The following is an 18,630-nucleotide window of genomic DNA, read 5'->3' as shown; positions in this document are numbered from 1 at the left end:
GATTAAAAGCCGGAGATTTGAGGCTAGAACCTCCGCTGTTGGCCTTTTTACATAGTCCTAAGCTGCCAAGTTCAAATGTTCTTTTTCTGGCCAAATTAGAAAAATCAAAAAATTGTTTATTCTTTTACAGTGTTGACCGTCCGGCGTCATATAAACATATTGTTGATTATCATGTTTTCTGCTTATCGTTTTATTTATGAAACAATTTTTTTTTATTAAGCTTATCGTTCTTTTTTGTATCGGCTTTTTTTTTGATTCTGCATACGCGCAACTTCTAGTTCCTCCGTGTCCAACGGCTACTTCAAATGGAGGTAAGTTTTATCTCAATCTTCAGATAGATCCTTGGGGTACAACCTGTCTGATTAAAAACGTGGGTAATAACAGGATGCATTTTCCTGGTAGCGAAATTTGGCCATCCGATCCCGATGGTGCTTATACATATTTTGGATATATTGGAAGTGTAGATCCCGGTGAAACAACTTATATTATTTTTAGAAAAGTCGGACCTAGCTCCAAGGGGCTACGATATTATTTTGAGGGATATTATGTTGGGGCGCCTTTCGCGACATCTAAGTTTACATATTATATAGATGGTTTTCAGGAGGGCGGTGGAAATGGTTCTGAGGATCCTGATGAGCCAGAGAATCCTGTTGATCCCGAACATGTAGAGCCTTGCGACTGTGTCAGAACCGATCCTGGGTCTATTATTCGCGTGGATAATCTTTCCTTTGGTGAATCTGTTCCGATAGCTGGGACGGATTTTAGTCTAAACTACTCTAGTGAACTCACGCCAGATTATGTAGTGCCATACACTTCGATTGACAGAAATCCATCGTTTAACCCCGAAGGATGGAGCATTGATCAAGTTCATTACTATGACTTAAATTTAGGGCGTCTTTATCATGGTTCTGGCAGATCCTTTATAAAGCCTAACCAGACGGTATCGCCGTCGGAAATAATGGTTGTTGATGGTGGCGAAGTTTATATATTCAGCAGTGTGACGGGCAGACACATACGTACGCTTAGTAGTTTAACAGGTTATACAAAGTATACGTTCTATTATAACACTCTTGGAATGGTAAATAGAATTGATGATGCCTTTGGGAACGTCACACTGTTTAACCGAAATTCGTCTGGTGTTCTTCAGTCTATTTCTAGCCCCTTCGGGAAAAATACTTTGATAGGAGTAAATGGCCAAGGAATTATAAATCGAATCACAAATCCCAGTGCGGAATCTTATTTAATTGAATATCAGCCGAATAGCCAGTTAATAAAAACGTTTAAGAAGCCGTCTGGTCGACAATCAAGTATTACTTTTGATTCTCGTGGGCGTCTTAAGAAAACTTCAAATGCGGGATCGGGTTGGAATTTTGATTTAATTGGTAACGGTGATTCCACTGATGGTGCTTTATACATTAGGAAAACATCTTCTTTAGGCCGACAATGGAAATATAATACATCAAAAAGTAATTCGACCGATTTGTACACACGCACAGAGAGAAATCCTACGGGAGAAATAATAACGTATACTGAGGGAGCGAATAAAGCTTCAACTGTTCAAACAGCCAGCGGAAAAACGACGATATTTACAACTGACGATGAAAGATTTGGCTCATTGCTTTCTAGAAAGAATTATCAAAGTGAAACTGTTCAAGGAATAACTAAAAGTTCTATGTTCTTCCAAACTATCGGTGGTTTGGGTGCGGGACCTTTTTCATATTCTACGATAACCCGTGAGGATATAGTGAATGCTGTAACTGTATCCACATTTGTTTTTAATAAATCAACTATGACAACTACTGTTACCACGGCAGAAGGGGTTATTGGAAAATATAAAATAGATCAATATGAACGCCCGTTAGAGGTCAAAACTGGCAGCTATCTTCCGGTAAATTTTCAGTATGATTCTTATGGCCGAATAAAAAAAGTTACACAAGGAAGTAGAAACTTGGTTGAGCTTTTTTACAACTCCGTGGGGGATTTGGAGAAAACAAAAAATGCAAGAAACGAAGAGACGCTTTATACTTATGATTTGACTGGCAGGGTTCGTTCTGTGTCCCGACCGGGTGGACGAAACATCGAATTTTCGTACGATGGTGATGGAGAATTAATTGAGATCAAGCCTCCGGGTAAACCGATTCACCTATTTGCATATAATGTATGGGGTCTTCTGGAAAAATATTCGCCTCCACCTTTACCTGGAATTCAAATCGGTGAGACTAAGTATTCATATAATATGGACAAACAGTTGATAGCTTTTCAGCAGCCTGAAAAAAGACAACTGAACTTCAATTACAACGAGAAAGGACTTTTAGCTGAGACAAAATACGGTGATGCGAAACAAACGTACGCGTATATAAAAAATTCTTCGAAAATTAAAAAGGTCGTTTCGTTTGATCAGTATGCGTCAGAGTATTCATATTTTGGAGAGTTTATTGAAATGGAGAAACAGACAGATGCGACCAGGCCTAATAATCGCACTGAATTAAAGTATGAGTATGATAACTCTTTTAGAGTAAAAAAACGTACTCTGCAGGCCGATTTTATTCCTGAACCTAGTTATGTGAATTACTCGTATGACAGGGATAGTCGGCCCACTAAAATTGGCAGAATGAGTTTGACGTACAATTCTGATGGAAGACTGTATGGCACAACAATTGGTAACATTCAGGACGTAAGAACATATGACCAATATGGCGATCTTGAAACTTATGCTGCATATTTGAAATCTGGTGCCACTTCGAATTTAATTTTTGGATACACATTGTTTAGAGACCCCACTGGTCGAATAATTAGAAAGACAGAGTCGACACCAGACAAAACAACATCTATTGAATATTCTTATGATTCTTCTGGTAATTTAGAAAAGGTTTTTTCTAATGGAATTAATATTGCGACTTATGTGTATGACTTAAATGGAAACAGAATATCTGGTGTCGAGGATGGCAAAGCGTTTGTGGCTTCGTATGACGATCAGGATAGAGTAGTTACTTACGGTGATAGTGTATATGCTCACGATGCTAGTGGCAGTCTCAGATCTGTACAAAAGGGATTTTTTAGACCACTTGAAATTGCGTATGATCCGAATGGTCACGCGAAATCCGTTCGTCTGTCTTCAGGACAGATTATTCAATATCGATTAGATTCTTTGGGGAGAAGAGTTGAAGAAAGCCTCGACGGACTCAGTGTAATGCGAAATATATATGCGGGAGATGGCAGAATTATTGCGCAATATGATGAACAAAAAAGATCTTTTAAAGAATTTGTCCATGCTACAAATTCTAACAGTCCGGACTATATGCTGTTTAAAGCAAGAGCGTATAGAATAATTAAAGACCATTTAGGTTCTCCTCGGCTAGTGGTTGGCGTCGATGACGGAACGATCGTACAAGAAGTAAAATATGACTCTTGGGGAAAAGTGCTCAGCGACACCAATATCGGATTGCAGCCATATTCTTTCGCGGGAGGGATTTCGAATCGAAAAACTCATTTTTTGAAGTTTGGCGCAAGAGATTATGATCCAGAAGTGGGAAGATGGACTTCAAAAGATCCGATTCTTTTTAATGGTGGTGACACAAACTTATTTGGTTACGCTGCGAACGACCCGGTGAACTTCATTGATCCAACAGGATTAACTCAGGAAGATCTCGATCAAGCTTTGGGATACCTCGCAACACAAAGACCCGAACTGTTCTTCGGTTTAAACCCGACATTCCATAATATTAGTTTGCCATTCGATATAGGTGGAATAACCCTCTCACCAGGAACAATATTTTTGGATTTTAATAAATTAGACGCCGGGACTTGTGAAGGCTCAGCAGAGCGTGTTGGACGTTATGTAGAACTTGCTTCGCATGAACTGCGACACGCGCAGGATATGCGAAGGCTCAATATTAGGAATATACTCAGTGAGGCTCGCCATGATAAAATTTATGACAGAGCCATTATGGATAAATTAAACTACATAGATGGTAGGTAAATGAAAAAATTAAGAGCATACGGGTTTGACGTCGTAATATTGCTGATATTTGGACTTCTTCATTTTTATACATGGAGTATTCGAAACGGACTTACCCACTACAGACCCATTAGAGAAATGGCTTTGAGGGAAAGTATTTCTGAGTCATCTCGGATGGGTATGAAAATATTTTTTGAGGACCTTCGCAATGAAACACTTTTGGTGTTTTTGGGGGTGTTTATAATCTCGCTAATATTTGCTTTTTCAAATCGAAATAATAAGTGCCTCCGTTATGGGCTCATTGGGATTTGTGGCTGCTCTTTGTTACTTCAGTTGTCTGTTTTTTTAACTTAAGAAGAGTAAAAAGGCTGACTGAAGGGCGTTCTCGGACAAAAAATCCCCACAGAAATTCCGACTACTGAGGAGCAAGAAGTAATGCAATTTCAGAAAAATCAAAAACACAGTGGACTTAATATGCCACTGCATCTAATCGTTTATAATTCGTGGTATGAAGCGAATTGATGGCAAGCGTTGGAAATATAATTTATCGCGAGAGGACTTATCTGAACGGTAGATCGTTTTTCGATATAATCTAATTTTTGATAGTTTCCGTTTTAAACCAGTTTTGAAATTATAAATATAATTTAGTTGACCAATTCCTCTGCAGTTACGAATCTATAAAACAAATAAAAGTTGATTTGGAGGAAGCGTGGCGAAGATCATTGGAGTTCTAGTGTGCCTGCTGGGATTAAGTTTCCCAGCTGTCGGAGAAATAAAAATTAATAAGCGACTCATTTCTCAGACAAATTTATTCAAAAGAATTATTCAATCTCAAGAACAGTATTCAATCTCTCAGATACGAATGTCGCCAGCATATCCGTCAATAGGAGATAAGGTTACTTTTTTTATCGAGCTTTCTACAGACTTTGAAAGCAATTTAGAAGTCAATTCAGTTGTGACGGCACAGTTAGAGGGCAATCCTTTAAAGGTAATTCATCGGGGAGGTCGTTTATGGATGTCTGAACCGTATTTAGTTTCTGCTGAAGGAAAATTGAATTTAGAAATTCAGCTCTTTATTGAAAATAGGTCTCAGTCGGAAGCTCTTAGAAGTGATCTTGTAAAAACAATCGCGGAAATAGAAGATCTCAATCGTCAGATTCTTCGAGAAGCTGATTTAGCTAAAAAAGCGCATCTTCAGTCATTGTTAGACCAGAAGCTCATTGTGAAACAAGATTTAGAAAGCAGCCTTGAATCAACGAAGCGAGCCGTTGCAAGTAGGAATCATTCGGTTGTCATTGGCGCAGATGACCCATTGCCCTCAACACCGCGCTTGTCATCCTGTAATCCTTCTTATGGCAGCGTAAATGGCGGGACGAGTTTGGTCGTTCAAGGTTCAAACCTGAACTCAATCTCGAGGGTTTGGTTCGGTAGTGTTGAAGTTCCGAGTGGTTCATATACTGTATGGAACAATACGATTGAATTTGTGACTCCTGCAATGACAATGGGAATGCAAGATATCGTTATTGAAAGTTTAGTAAACGGTTCTAATGTAACATCGACGCTCAAGAATGCTTTTTTTGGAGTTGATGGTAGTGGTGGAGGGTCATCTCATCCCATTTACCCCGTTGCGTTTGCTGGCGTACCGCAACGAACTGATTCCGATGTAGCTGTTACATTAGATGGCAGTGCGTCCTACAGCGCAGATCAATCTTCGCTTACATATTCCTGGAGTGTAGTTTCAAAACCGGATACTGCGGGCGCGAATGATGGAATTATTGATGATACACAAATCGTAAACCCCTCATTTATAGCGACGACTCCTGGGAACTATGTGATCTCATTAGTTGTTTCAAATGGAATTAAGCAAAGTACACCGTCACTAACCGTTATCACTGTAGGACCTAAGGATCCCGTGACCATAAGTCCGTCACAAATTTTCGGTGTGGCATCAAAGGATGGTGTTTATGTGGGCGCCTTCCAAGCGTGTAACAATCTTCAACAAGAAGTGCGGTATCAACTTCTTAATACTGGAAAAATCGTTTTAATCTCTGGTTTTCACCGGGGAGTCATCGCGAAGAAAAGTTGCCTGAACTTCCATTTTTCTACCGTGAATGTAGGCTCATCCATCGTAACACAAAATATTCCTTTTGTTCTCCAGACGCCAGGTGGCTTCTCGAAAATGATTCATATAGAAGTAGCGCCAGCTGCAGAAGAAAGGTTTTCGTTGTGGGGAAGTTTTTCCGCCACACAGTGGAGTGGAGAACGTGATTTAGAAATTTTATCTTTGAGTTCATTCGTTCCTCTTTTCGGAACATATGATGAACCTACTATTACCCAGATTTATGTAAAGAATGAAACTACAACGGAAGTTACGCTTACGAATGCGCCAACACTCGTTCATCTGAATGGCAGCACCAATATTTTTTCTGTAAATTTCCCTTCTGGTGGTTTGACGATTCCTGCTGGAGGACAGGTTCCGCTTGATCTCGTTGTGAGCCCGGGAACATTTGAGGCTGACGATACTGCTATGGCACTTTTGAATTGGGAAATGGAGACGGGAACCACTCCTAAAGTGCTTTTGTTGAAAACATACAGACTTCCTGTGCCAACAAATCAGAATGTCTTGGTTGATTTCGGCACTGTCGAAGTTGGAAGCTCTATACCTGCAAAGTACTTGCGTATTCCACAAGACTTTCTAGGAGTAATTTCCGGATTCTCACAAATCTCAAATATCACTTTATCGGATGATGCGAATGGAGAATTTGAAATAGATCTTTCGAGCTGGCCTGGTTCAATGATTGTCGGTGATATCGATTATATCATTTCAACCGGTGCGGAAATTCGATCGACATTTTCGAATCCAGCAGCAGGAACTTATCAGGGTAAAGTGCAAGTGAAAATGAAAGGATATCTAACGCCGTTCGAATACACATGCAATCTAACGGTGCAGGAGGTTCAGCCGTGAGACAGATAATTCTAGCGTTGGGCCTCTTTTTTGGAATCAATTCATGGGGTCAGACGCCTCAGTTTCTCGATCTAAAAACTAACAAGAGCTCCTACGAAGTTGGTGAGCGAATAGTGGTTATGGCTTCTGTTCGCACGGCACCTTTAGATCCGGATTCTGAGATTTATATTGAAAGTAAATGGGATGGTGCGAACATGCGCCTTATTAAATTTACAGATAATGAATCTGCCGGGGTCACGCCAGCAATGGTGCAATCAGGATACTTCACTTGGCAGGTTAAGGCTTTCTTGCAAAACAAGGGGCTGGCGAGGGATATCGAAATCAGTATTCTTAATCTCGAAAAAGAAATAGCGACATTAAGAGTGCAATATGATGCCGAAACAGATTCTGATAAGAAAACTTTATTGAGCGATGCAATTGCAGAAAATGAGCAAAGTAAGAACAGTCTTCAAACACAATTAAGAAATAACAGAATCTTGGTAGAGACTAAAGAATTGCAAGTATCTGTATATGAAAGCTCAAAAAACATAAAAGCCGCATTGCCTACATTTTCAATCACGACGAGTAGACCGAATGGCCTACTGCAGTACGGCGAACCTGGAGACATCTTATTCAAAATAACTCCTGGAACCGGAGGGGTGATGAAGAATAGATTTGTTGCTTCATTCGATGGATACGGAAGATCTGTTACTCAAGTCGATGAATTTACATACAAGTTGGACCTTCAAGAGTACGACAGCACGGTCGGTAATCATACTGTCTTTGTTACTCTTAATGTTCGAAACAAAAGGGATTCAGATTCTCTTCTAAGTGCAATAACTATGGCAGGTATTCGTAAGCAAGAGCTCGAGATTTTACGAGATAGCTCTTTAAGTTCAGGTTTGGCGTCGTATTACCAAAGAGAGATTGATGATATTGTTCTGATCACAGTAGCGTTTAATGATGTGCATATATTGATGGAGACGACTGCAGATGAGAAGTATCAAACGATTACCATTGAAGATGCGCCAGCAACATTTAAGCAGGTGTCGGCTGGAGAAAAGTATACCTGTGGAATTTGGAAAAGTGGAGCGTACTGCTGGGGTGTAAACACGTACGGTGAGCTTGGTACTCTTGATACATCTAATCGCTTGGTTCCAACACCAGTAGCATTTTTACCAACCGAAGTTGAGAGTATTTCTTCAGGCGGAAATCATGCCTGTGCAATACGATTGGGATTCGTTTACTGTTGGGGATTAAATTCAAGCGGACAACTTGGTGATGGCACGACATGGAACTATTCTTACCCTGTCCAAGTGAGTTCTCTTCCATTTGGAGTTAAAAAGGTATCGGCCGGAGAATCTCATACCTGCGCCCTTGTTAATAATAGCGTTTACTGTTGGGGTTCAGGATCCATGGGGCAAATTGGTAACGGTGGGAATTCGGCTGTATCACTTCCTACGAAGGTCTTTGATAATGCTATTGACGTAGCAGCGGGCAGAGAATTCACCTGCGCCATAAACACAGATCAAGATGTTTATTGCTGGGGCCGAGGGTACAGCGGTCAACTTGGGAATGGCGTGACAAATACCACGAATACACCGGGTTTAGTTCTCAATCTTACTGGCGCTACAAAAATCTCAACAGGTTTTGAGGTGGCTTGTGCAATTTCTAATGAGAGGCTGTATTGTTGGGGTTCCGGTTTAGAAGGCCAAATGGGCAATGGCTCATTGATGGGACGAGTTGTTCCGACTGAAATCGAAAGCTTTACCAGTGGTGTAACTGAAGTCGAGGTTGGATCTGGAGGCGTTTGCGCCATTGTTAACTCGGCGGCGAAGTGCTGGGGCAAAGGAACCAACGGCGCACTTGGCGATGGTCAAACATCCTTGCAATGGTATCCAGTTCAGGTTTCCGGCATGACGTCAAACGTGAATGGTATTTCCGGAGGCCTCTTCTTTGGCTGTGGCATTCAAGCTGGTAACTTGAAGTGTTGGGGATCTAATTACGGCGGTAATCTCGGTAACGGTTCGGGAGTTGGATCGCATGCATTGACTCCCGTTTCTGTAACTAACCCAGAGTGATTACTCATCTTGAATGAAGGACTTACTTATGAAATTTAAAAATATATTATCTGTCTTATTCTCATTAGTTTCTTTTTCGCTGGCATATGGACAAAGCTTGTCTACTTTGAGAATGAACAAGAGTCAGTTTGTTGAAGGAGAACGTGCGGTTCTTTTGGCTTCTTTGAACTCGTCGCCTCAAAACGCTGATGAAGAATATTTTATGCTAGGCAGCCTTAATACAAATCAACTCAAGCTGACTCGTATTTCTGATACGGAAGCGGCCTCTGTGACTGTGCCATTGGCGCTGGGTACATACTCATGGGAAGTAAAAACCTATAAGCAAAGCAAGTCGCTGGCGAAGCAAATTGAAGCTGATTTATTAATGGCTGAGGTTGATATTCAAAAGGTATCTAGACTTCTAAGTTCGGAAACAGATCCTAATAAAATATCTGATTTGACAACGGCCCTTCAAAATCTGAATGATCGAAAAGTAAATTTAAAAACGCAGCTTTCTCAAGGTAGAACGCTCATTGAGGCTAAAAGCATCAGTTTTCAGGTCGTTTCACAATACAAGCGTCTTCATAGAACTACAAACGCGTTGACCTTATCGACGAACATGACCAACGATACATTTGTTTCTGGAGAGCAAGGAACGCTTTCAGTTGCCATTGATGAAGGAAATTTAGGTGGTAGTGGACTTGAAGCAGAAATTTCTGCCACACTTGGAGGAACAAGTGTATGGCCTGTTAAAGTGTCGGAGTGGCTGTATCAATCCGAAATCAATTCAGCGCAATTAGGTGCAGGTTCGCACGCATATGTGGCAACACTGTATACTCGTGATAAGGCCTCAGCCTCTTCAATAAGGGATGCGATTGTCAAAGGTGGAAACCGTAAAGTACAAACTGAAATTCTTAAGAACAGCACTCTCAATTCAAGGCTTATTCTTTATTATGAAAAAGAGATCGCAGATCTCGTTATGATTCTGGATAGTTTCTATGGAGTCTTAGATCAATTAAAAACTCTTGTTGAAACTAAGAGTCTTACTTTGACTGTAGTAAATCCACCTCCGGTCAGCATTAGTGTAACAAATCTTGAGGTCGAAGAAGGAGTGGCTACACCAAAATCATACTCTATCAAGTTAAATAATGAGCCGACTGGAGACGTAACTGTCGTTGTCAGCTCCGCTTTAAGTGATGTGGTTTTGTCAGCAGATCCGGTATTGAAGCGCAAGCCTAAGCGAGCCCCATTAACTCTAACATTCACTACGCAAAATTGGACGACACCTCAGAATGTATATGTAGAAGTACCTGATAATAGTGTTGTAGATGGTGAGCGCTACACGACTATTACGCATATGGTTTCAGGCGGTGGGTACGATAATGTATCTGTACCAAATGTTGCATTGAAAATTACTGATCCAATCGTACAGAAAAATGTTATCTGTGCCCCGGGCTTTGTAAGTATGTATTCGTACGAAACTGCAAGCTACCAGGTTGTCTTATCCCATCAACCTTCGGAAGACACAGTAATTAGCATTGGTACTGGTTGGAATGGAACGCACTTCGTCTTAAACGGTGGATGGCCAGGGGGTGGTACGGCTCTAACATTTACGACATATGATTGGAATGTACCTCAGACAGTATATATTTCGACGGACGATTATATGGACCCTGATTGGTATTTTTTTGATCACTCTGTTTATGGAGACACCTCTTTCATTCCCTGTAGTGTGACCGTATATTTGAGTATGTAAAAAGGGCGTCGCAAGGCGCCTTTTTTCTTCCAGCCATACCTTAGTTGGTTTTAGGCCATAATATTAGGCGTACAGAACTCCTCCATGTAAAATAACAATATATTTAGTTCGTAGGAGGCGCGTGTGCAGTTGAAAAACGCAAAGTGGTTCGTTGTAGGTTTAGGTTTGATTTCCGGAAATATTTCCTCCGCAGCGTCATTCACTCTTTTTAAAGGGGCGGGCTATCAGCTTGAGCCGCTTTATGGTTATGAGACTGTCTATCGTGATTATCCGTCTCCGCATCTTAACACTCGTTTGATGTATGGTGCGCGTCTCACAGCGGGAACGGATTTGATTTCAGGAGAACTTGAATACACAAAAGCTTCTGACACAGAAGACTTCTCAACAGCGCCAGAAAAAATCAGAACGGAAGATGAAAAATTAAAACTTGGTGTGCGTTCAACGTATCGATTTAATAATTTTTTCTTCGCGACGGGACGCTTAGGTGGACAAGCGACAAAAGAAATCCGCAAAGAAACTTCAGGCGGAGTTGAAACCACCAAAGAAGAACCCATTAAATACAATCCTTATGCGGGTGCATCTCTTGGTGTGAAACTCGGACCGATCTCTGTAAATGTCAGCTCGACTGTGATTTTCAGAGACGGCGGTGATATGTCGAAGAATGACTATCAAAACACCGTCTCTGTCGGAGTAGGCTACTAAATTCCGGCTTGGCCAACTAAGTAGGCGGCTCGTTGCAAGGCTGGATTGGTGAAAATCTCGCTCAGACTCCAAGTCATCGTTTCATCGTCACGTTTTAAAATTTGATCTAACAGAACTAACAAATCTTCCGACGTGACAATCCCAACGACTTCCTCGTCCTTCGTGATTAAAAAGGCTGAAACCTTTTCTTCAATCATCGCATCGACAACATCGCGAAGTGGCGTCTCAATGCTAAAAGTTTTTATCGGAGAACTCATCAACTGCCGAACCTGCGTTGCAGGCGAAGGTGTTCGCAGCAAGTCTCTGTCTGAAAGCATTCCGACGATGTACTCTTCTTCGGTGTCCATCACGGGCAAGTGGCGAATCCAATAGTTCGTCATCAAACGATAAGCCTCAGCAGCCGTCGCATCTTGACTGACAGTCACAATTTTACGAGTCATATGATCTTTAAGAGCCATTTTCATGAAGCCTCCTTTTCACTGTTATTCTACCACTTTGCGAGAGGCTGAACATGACCTATGTCATCTCTCACGAGTCACGAGAATGTCTAATGAAATCAATAACTTATTAACTTTTCCTTGCATTTGCAAAAGCAGATGTGCTAAACCCTTTAAGTTCCTAGCAAATTTAAATTTATAGGTCACAACAGGGGATCATCGCAGCATGCTTTATCAATGGCTTTATTCGATGGCGGATCAGTTTTCGCCACTGAACGTTTTTCGGTACATCACCGTTCGTACTTTCATCTCATTTTTCACAGCGTTTTTGTTGTGCTGGATGTGGGGTCCTCACTTCATTAAACGCTTACAGATGAAACACTTTGGTCAAAGTATTCGTGATGACGGCCCTCAAACTCATAAGAAAAAAGCCGGAACTCCAACAATGGGTGGAGGTCTGATTCTTCTTTCCACTTTGATCCCATGTTTGTTGTGGGTGGATATGATGAATCCTTTGGTGTGGGCGGTGCTCATCATCACTTGGGGTTTTGGTTTGATCGGTTACATGGACGACTGGCTCAAAGTAAGTAAGAAAAATTCAAAAGGTCTTTCCGGGAAAATCCGTTTGGCTGGAGAATTTCTTATCAGTGGAGCCGTGATCGCCTACCTTGTTCACTTTCATGGTCTTAGCACGGCGGTGACAATTCCATTTGTGAAGTCGGTGTCTTTGGATATCGGTTATTTCTATATTCTGTTTGGAGCTCTTGTTGTTGTCGGAACTGCCAACGCTGTGAATTTGACTGACGGCTTAGATGGTCTTGCGATTGTGCCCGTGATGATCTCTGCTGCGACATTGGGACTTTTTGCTTATGTGACGGGTCACTACTCGATTGCGTCTTACTTGCAAATTCCTCACGTGGTCGGAGCAGGGGAGTTGACTCCTGTCGCAGCGACAATTGTTGCAGCAGGCATGGGCTTCTTGTGGTTCAATGCGTATCCGGCGCAAGTATTCATGGGTGACGTGGGTTCACTTTCATTGGGTGGATTCTTGGGAACAATGGCTGTGATCACTCAAAATGAACTTTTGATGGTTGTCTTAGGTGGTGTTTTCGTGGTGGAAGCATTGTCCGTTATTACGCAAGTGATTTCATTTAAGATGACAGGCAAAAGGGTCTTTAAAATGGCACCGATTCATCACCACTTTGAATTGGGCGGTCTCACAGAGACAAAGATCATCGTGCGTTTCTGGATTATTTCTATTTTATTAGCTGTATTAAGTCTTGCGACTCTGAAGTTGAGGTAACAAATGTATAAAGAGTTTAGTGAATTAAAAGATAAAAGAATTCTTGTTGTCGGCCTTGGTAAAACAGGCGCGTCTTTGGCGCACTTTCTTACTAAGCATGGCGCACAAGTCACGGTGACGGATCATAAATCCAAACCAGAGCTTTCAACTCAGTTGGAGCAATTGGGTGATTTGCCAATCAAGTTTGAATTGGGTGGTCACAGTCCAAAAACTTTCATTGCTCAAGACTTGGTGATTTTGTCTCCAGGTGTTCCAAGCAATTTGAAAATCTTTGATTACGCTCGTTCTCAAGGAATCAAGATCACGGGAGAGTTTGAATTCTCTGCGGGATTTATTAAAGAACCGATCATTGGTCTTACGGGAACAAACGGTAAAACAACTGTGGCGAAAATCACAGAGGCGATTCTTAAAGAGTCAGGAATTAAAACCTGGGTTGGCGGCGCGAATGAAAAGCCATTGGTTGATTACTTGCGTTCAGATGAAAAAGCGCAGGTGGTGATCGCGGAAGTTTCAAGCTTCATGCTTGAGCATTGCGATACGTTCAACCCAATGAACATCGTGTTCACGAACTTGGCAGAAAATCACTTGGATCGTTATCGCTCAATGGAAGAATACGTGAATGCAAAAAGACGTATCTTCAAAAACACAAATCAAGCGACAACAAGCATCTTGAATGCTGATGACAACGCGGTTGTTGAATTGGCGCGTGATCCAGCGGTTCAACGTGGACGTATTTTCTACTTCTCTCGTAAACCAGCTTTGGAACCACAAATCATGAACATTGGTGGTGCCGTGAATATCGGAGACGAAATCCGCGTGCGCACGGGTCCCGAGATTGAAAGCTTCACAATCAAGAACATGAAAATGCGCGGTAAGCACTCTGTTGAGAACGTGATGGCAGCGATCTTGGCGTCTCGCGAACATGGTGCGACTCGTGAAGCGGTTCAAAAAGTGATCGACACTTTCACAGGTCTTCCTCATCGCATTGAGTACGTGCGCAAAGTCGGCGGAGTTTTGTTCTACAACGATTCTAAAGCGACAAACGTGCACGCGGTTCTTCGCGCTTTGGACACTTTCGATGAAAACGTGATTTTGATCGCGGGTGGTAAAGACACGAACTTGAACTATGAACCTCTTCGCAACGCCGTGAAGAGAAAGGTCAAAACCTTGATCTTGGTCGGGGAAGCCAAAGAGAGAATCAACCGCGACCTTGGTGATTTCTCTGAAACGTTCTTGATCGGAACTTTCGAAGAAGCAGTTCTTATCGCTTACCAAAAGTCGAGAATCGGTGACACTGTCTTGTTGTCTCCAGGTTGTTCGTCTTTTGACATGTTTGACAGTTTCGAAGAACGCGGCGATTATTTTAAAGAAATCGTGAGAAAGTTTCATTGATCTCGATATGCGGCCGCCCAAGATGGGCGGCCTTTTTTAAATGCCAGGAGGGCCTCCCGTGTCTCAGCGTCTTTTTATTCTTTTAACATCTTCCGTTCTTTTGCTTTCTGGATGTGCTTCAAGCACGTTTAAAGCGCGCCAAGAACAACGTGAAAAAATGGCTTCTAGCACAGGCATGTTCTGTGAGTTTATCAGCGGCGATCTTTTTCCGGATTTGGATGTTGAGCTGAGCATGCAAATGGCGCGTCGTTGTGATTCCAACAAAAACTTTTCAATCACAAACTACAAAAACTCCTCGGATCAGACAGGCGTGATTTTCTGCTGCTCAACAGCGAATCGCAGATCAGCCGCTGTCGCTCCGAGAAAGCCAGTAACACCAACAAACAAGTCTGAGTCGACTCAAGACGCTGACGCAGAAGTGGTTTCCGAATAGTCCAGTCTTGTCAGTAGCATTGGACGATAAAAAGGACTTCTGAATATACTAAAGTTCGGGAGTCCTACTATGTTGAGATATTTGTCTAGCAGCTTGTTTTTAGCCATCATCACTCTTTTAGGGATCGGCCTCGTTCAAGTTTACTCTTCCAGTTTTATTTTCGCGATTGAGTCCTACGGTGATGGACTTTTCTTTTTTAAGCGACAATTGATTTTTGCATTAGCGGCGTTTGCGGTTCTGATCGGAACGATTCACATCCCGTTTCGTTATATTGAAAAATACGGATGGGCTTTGTGGTTCGTGGCAACGCTAGGTGTGCTTGCGACATATGTTCCTGGTTTAGGTGTGCGAGTCGGAGGAGCATTGCGCTGGATTCAACTTCCTTTGGGAATTCGTTTTGAACCTGGTGAGCTTCTGAAAATTTCTTTCAGTGTGTGGTTCGCAAGCCTCTTGGTGCGAAGAGAAAATCTTCTCTCAAAATTGAAATGGTATTGGCTGCTTATTGCGATGGTGGCTCCGCTCGGGCTTTTGCTCAAACAACCTGACTTCGGAACTTTTGCGATCATTCTTATGGTCGGCGTGACTTTGCTTTTTGCATTTGGTCTTCAGTGGAAATACATCATTGCGGCGCTGGGTGTTTTAATTCCTGCATTTTACTTCCTGGTCATGACGGTTCCTTACCGTCGCGCACGTGTTCTTGCATTCTTGGATCCTTGGTCTGACCCTGCACAAAAAGGCTTTCAAGTGATTCAAAGTATGTTGAGTTTTCATTCGGGTGGACTGACAGGTGTGGGCTTAGGACAAGGCCAAGGAAAGTTGTTCTTCCTTCCAGAGGCACACACAGATTTTACCTTGGCAGTATTTGGTGAAGAGATGGGTTTCATCGGTTTTGTGATGCTCCTGGCTCTTTATGGTTTTGTTGTTTTCCGTGGAATTCAAATCGCCGTAAAAGCTGAGGAGCCTTTTAAAAAAGCAATGGCTTTGGGTTTGTCAGTGACTTTTGGTCTGAGTGTCTTTATCAATGCAGGGGTGGTGATGGGACTTCTGCCAACAAAAGGTTTAACACTGCCTTTCTTGAGTTACGGCGGAAGTTCTTTGGTTTCACTTTGTTTTATGTTTGGTTTGATCCTCAATATTGAAAATTCATTTGAGGAAGATAAGTTTTCCCGCCGCTTCGGCTCGCGTTGGACAACATCGAAAGTGAAGAATTCATGATTAAAAGAACAATTGTGATCGCAGGTGGAGGCACCGGCGGACACATTTATCCGGGCATTGCGATTGCCCGTGCGATTCAGAAAATAGATCCTACAGTCGAGGTTCATTTCGTTGGAACGGCGATGGGCCTTGAAACGAAGATCATTCCTCGTGAAGGTTTTCCTCTGCACTTGATTGAATCCGGAAAATTAAATGTCAAAAGTCCCATTGAGAGAATCAAAACTCTTTTAAAAATTCCTGTGGGCCTTTGGCAATCAGTACGTTTGTTAGGACAACTGAAGCCACTTTACGTAATTGGTGTGGGAGGTTATGCCTCGGGACCTTTTGTGTTGGCTGCCAGCACGATCGGTTTTAACACAGCGATTTGGGAGCCCAACGCGATGCCCGGAATGGCAAACCGTCTTTTAGCTCGCTTTGTTGATAAGTGTTTTGTGGTTTTTGCAGAAGCTAAAAAATATCTTAAAAACGATCAGGTGACTCAGGTCGGAATGCCTGTGCGCGAAGAAATTGAAAACGCGGTTCATGAGTCCCATAAAGATGAGAAATTTCATCTTTTGTCTTTTGGCGGAAGCCAAGGGTCTCGCGTCATCAATTATTGTCTCAATGAAGCTGTTATGTCAGGTGGCGACTGGGTCAAGGACCTTTCTGTCGTTCATCAGTTAGGCAAATGGGATTACGATACGGTGACTGCTAAATATCAGGGCGCACCTTGCCAAGTAGAGCCTCATGAATTCATTTACGACATGCCAAAATACTATAAATGGGCGGATATCATCGTGAGTCGGGGCGGGGCTAGTTCTATTGCGGAGGCTGCCGCTTTTGGGATCATTCCGATTATCATTCCTCTTCCGGCAGCTGACAATCATCAGCAAAAGAATGCGGAGAGTTTGGTTGCGAAAAATGCAGGGCGCATGATCTTGCAGAAAGATTTAACTCCGGCTAGGTTGATCTCTGAGATCCAATCGTTGCGCAATGATAAAGAATTGCGTGAGCAGATGGTCAAAAATATAAAGTCTTTTTATATTCCTCAAGCGGCGACAACAATCGCAAAGGAAATATTGCAATGAAATTACAACACGCCAAATTTCATTTCGTAGGCATCGGCGGTATCGGTATGTGTGGTCTTGCAGAACTGCTCCACAATATCGGCGCAAAAGTTTCTGGCAGTGACATCTCTGAAAATGCAAACACAGAGCGACTGAAAGAGTTGGGCGTTAAAGTTTTCAAAGGTCACGCCTCTTCTAACGTGGGTGATGCAGACGTTGTCGTTTATTCAAGTGCCATTCAATATGGAAATCCGGAGATCTCTGAGGCTCGCGCAAGACAAATTCCTTTGATTCCCCGTGCAGAAGCACTGGCCGAAATCATGCGCATTAAACGCGGTATTGCCGTTGCGGGAACTCACGGAAAAACAACGACGACATCTATGACGTCAGCGATTTTCTTGGAAGCGGGTTTAAGTCCCACAATCGTTGTCGGCGGTCGTTTTGAACTTATTAAATCCACAGCGATGTTGGGTTCCGGAGAATGGCTCGTTGCTGAAGCCGACGAGTCTGACGGAAGTTTCCATAAACTTTCTCCGGAAATCGCGATCATCACGAACGTGGATTCCGATCACTTGGATCACTTTAAAACTTTTGAGAACTTGCAAAAGAATTTCTACGACTTTGCTTTGAAAGTTCCATTCTATGGCAAAGTGATTGCTTGTGGTGATGACCCAATTATTCGCCAGATTTTTGAAAATTTCCCTAAGCGCATTCTTTTTTACGGATTTGATGAAAAGAACGATTTAGTTCTTAGCGGTGAACAAGGAAATTATTCTTTGTATCGCAGCGATCGTTTGCTCGGCACAAGACATCTTGTTGGTGAATTCCAACTAAAGGTTCCAGGCCGTCACAATGCTTTGAATGCAGTGGCTGCCATTTGTGCCGGAGTTGCCGCGGGAATTCCATTTGCGACATGTGCTAAAGGTTTGCAACGCTTTGAGGGTGTTGATCGCCGTTTCCACTTTAAAGGTGAAAAACGCGGTATCAAAATTTATGACGACTACGGACATCATCCGACAGAAGTGCGCGCGGTTTTGCAAGCGTTCAGAGAAAAATATCCAAAACAACGTTTGGTGGTTTTCTTCCAACCGCATCGTTATTCCAGAACTCAACACTGCTGGCATGATTTCACGACGGCTTTCAAAGAAGCTGATGAAGTTTTGCTGACAGATATTTACGCGGCCGGTGAAGCTCCAATTCCAGGAGTGAGTAGCGAAAAGCTCGCGCAAGAGATGAAGCATGAACGTGCACAGTATTTCTTGCGTGACGAAAAGGCGACTCAAAAAGTTTTGGGTTTGCTCAAAGAGGGCGACGTGTTTGTCACCCTTGGCGCTGGAGATGGCTGGAAACTCGGCCTTGATGTTTTAAATCAACTTTAAAAAGC

The 18,630-nt window shown here is 42.5% G+C and carries 12 protein-coding genes; 11 read left to right on the top strand and 1 reads right to left on the bottom strand.

The window, feature by feature from the left end; translation table 11 throughout:
• Positions 1–196: 196 nt before the first annotated feature.
• The 5 genes from ACLSSO_RS15095 to ACLSSO_RS15075 all read left to right on the top strand — a co-directional run bounded on the left by ACLSSO_RS15095 (position 197) and on the right by ACLSSO_RS15075 (position 11,420).
• On the top strand, positions 197–3,979 hold the full coding sequence (locus ACLSSO_RS15095; RefSeq protein ID WP_413943308.1) for an RHS repeat domain-containing protein: 3,783 nt from the start codon (positions 197–199) through the stop codon (positions 3,977–3,979).
• 688 nt (positions 3,980–4,667) lie between these two features.
• The gene (locus ACLSSO_RS15090) at positions 4,668–6,923 is read left to right on the top strand and encodes a PKD domain-containing protein (RefSeq protein WP_413943307.1); all 2,256 of its coding nucleotides are present in this window, start codon (positions 4,668–4,670) and stop codon (positions 6,921–6,923) included.
• A complete protein-coding gene (locus ACLSSO_RS15085; RefSeq protein WP_413943306.1) occupies positions 6,920–8,983 on the top strand; it encodes an RCC1 domain-containing protein in 2,064 nt (687 codons plus the stop codon). The genes ACLSSO_RS15090 and ACLSSO_RS15085 overlap by 4 nt, the downstream gene beginning before the upstream one ends.
• A gap of 28 nt (positions 8,984–9,011) precedes the next feature.
• A complete protein-coding gene (locus tag ACLSSO_RS15080) occupies positions 9,012–10,718 on the top strand; it encodes a hypothetical protein (RefSeq protein WP_413943305.1) in 1,707 nt (568 codons plus the stop codon).
• A 123-nt stretch (positions 10,719–10,841) separates the two neighbouring features.
• Positions 10,842–11,420 (top strand): hypothetical protein, encoded by a 579-nt coding sequence (locus ACLSSO_RS15075; protein ID WP_413943304.1) that lies wholly within the window; start codon positions 10,842–10,844, stop codon positions 11,418–11,420.
• Here ACLSSO_RS15075 and ACLSSO_RS15070 read toward each other — a convergent pair.
• Positions 11,417–11,884 carry an HPP family protein gene (locus ACLSSO_RS15070; protein WP_413943303.1) on the bottom strand — a complete coding sequence of 156 codons (468 nt, stop codon included), beginning with the start codon at positions 11,882–11,884 and terminating at the stop codon, positions 11,417–11,419. The genes ACLSSO_RS15075 and ACLSSO_RS15070 overlap by 4 nt on opposite strands.
• Before the next feature lie 199 nt (positions 11,885–12,083).
• Here ACLSSO_RS15070 and mraY point away from each other — a divergent pair, with 199 nt between their 5' ends.
• From mraY to murC, 6 genes are all read left to right on the top strand, one after another.
• Positions 12,084–13,160 carry a phospho-N-acetylmuramoyl-pentapeptide-transferase gene (mraY, locus tag ACLSSO_RS15065; RefSeq protein WP_295898961.1) on the top strand — a complete coding sequence of 359 codons (1,077 nt, stop codon included), beginning with the start codon at positions 12,084–12,086 and terminating at the stop codon, positions 13,158–13,160.
• Between the two features lie 3 nt (positions 13,161–13,163).
• Positions 13,164–14,552 carry a UDP-N-acetylmuramoyl-L-alanine--D-glutamate ligase gene (gene murD / locus ACLSSO_RS15060; RefSeq protein WP_295898957.1) on the top strand — a complete coding sequence of 463 codons (1,389 nt, stop codon included), beginning with the start codon at positions 13,164–13,166 and terminating at the stop codon, positions 14,550–14,552.
• A gap of 58 nt (positions 14,553–14,610) precedes the next feature.
• The gene (locus ACLSSO_RS15055) at positions 14,611–14,985 is read left to right on the top strand and encodes a hypothetical protein (RefSeq protein ID WP_413943302.1); all 375 of its coding nucleotides are present in this window, start codon (positions 14,611–14,613) and stop codon (positions 14,983–14,985) included.
• A gap of 69 nt (positions 14,986–15,054) precedes the next feature.
• Complete coding sequence (gene ftsW / locus ACLSSO_RS15050; protein WP_413943301.1) at positions 15,055–16,200, top strand: putative lipid II flippase FtsW; 1,146 nt, start codon at positions 15,055–15,057, stop codon at positions 16,198–16,200.
• On the top strand, positions 16,197–17,267 hold the full coding sequence (gene murG, locus ACLSSO_RS15045; protein ID WP_413943300.1) for an undecaprenyldiphospho-muramoylpentapeptide beta-N-acetylglucosaminyltransferase: 1,071 nt from the start codon (positions 16,197–16,199) through the stop codon (positions 17,265–17,267). The genes ftsW and murG overlap by 4 nt, the downstream gene beginning before the upstream one ends.
• Positions 17,264–18,625 (top strand): UDP-N-acetylmuramate--L-alanine ligase, encoded by a 1,362-nt coding sequence (gene murC / locus ACLSSO_RS15040; RefSeq protein WP_295898943.1) that lies wholly within the window; start codon positions 17,264–17,266, stop codon positions 18,623–18,625. Before murG ends, murC begins: the two co-directional genes overlap by 4 nt.
• Positions 18,626–18,630: the final 5 nt, after the last annotated feature.

Source organism: Bdellovibrio sp. HCB-162 (assembly GCF_047344985.1).
GTDB lineage: Bacteria > Bdellovibrionota > Bdellovibrionia > Bdellovibrionales > Bdellovibrionaceae > Bdellovibrio.
This window is presented reverse-complemented; position numbering and strand designations above follow the sequence as displayed.

Coding starts and splice junctions, on each gene's coding strand:
- ACLSSO_RS15095 (WP_413943308.1), top strand. CDS start 197: ATGAAACAATTTTTTTTTATTAAGCTTATCGTTCTTTTTTGTATCGGC.
- ACLSSO_RS15080 (WP_413943305.1), top strand. CDS start 9,012: ATGAAATTTAAAAATATATTATCTGTCTTATTCTCATTAGTTTCTTTT.
- ACLSSO_RS15070 (WP_413943303.1), bottom strand. CDS start 11,884: ATGAAAATGGCTCTTAAAGATCATATGACTCGTAAAATTGTGACTGTC.
- mraY (WP_295898961.1), top strand. CDS start 12,084: ATGCTTTATCAATGGCTTTATTCGATGGCGGATCAGTTTTCGCCACTG.
- murD (WP_295898957.1), top strand. CDS start 13,164: ATGTATAAAGAGTTTAGTGAATTAAAAGATAAAAGAATTCTTGTTGTC.
- ftsW (WP_413943301.1), top strand. CDS start 15,055: ATGTTGAGATATTTGTCTAGCAGCTTGTTTTTAGCCATCATCACTCTT.
- murG (WP_413943300.1), top strand. CDS start 16,197: ATGATTAAAAGAACAATTGTGATCGCAGGTGGAGGCACCGGCGGACAC.
- murC (WP_295898943.1), top strand. CDS start 17,264: ATGAAATTACAACACGCCAAATTTCATTTCGTAGGCATCGGCGGTATC.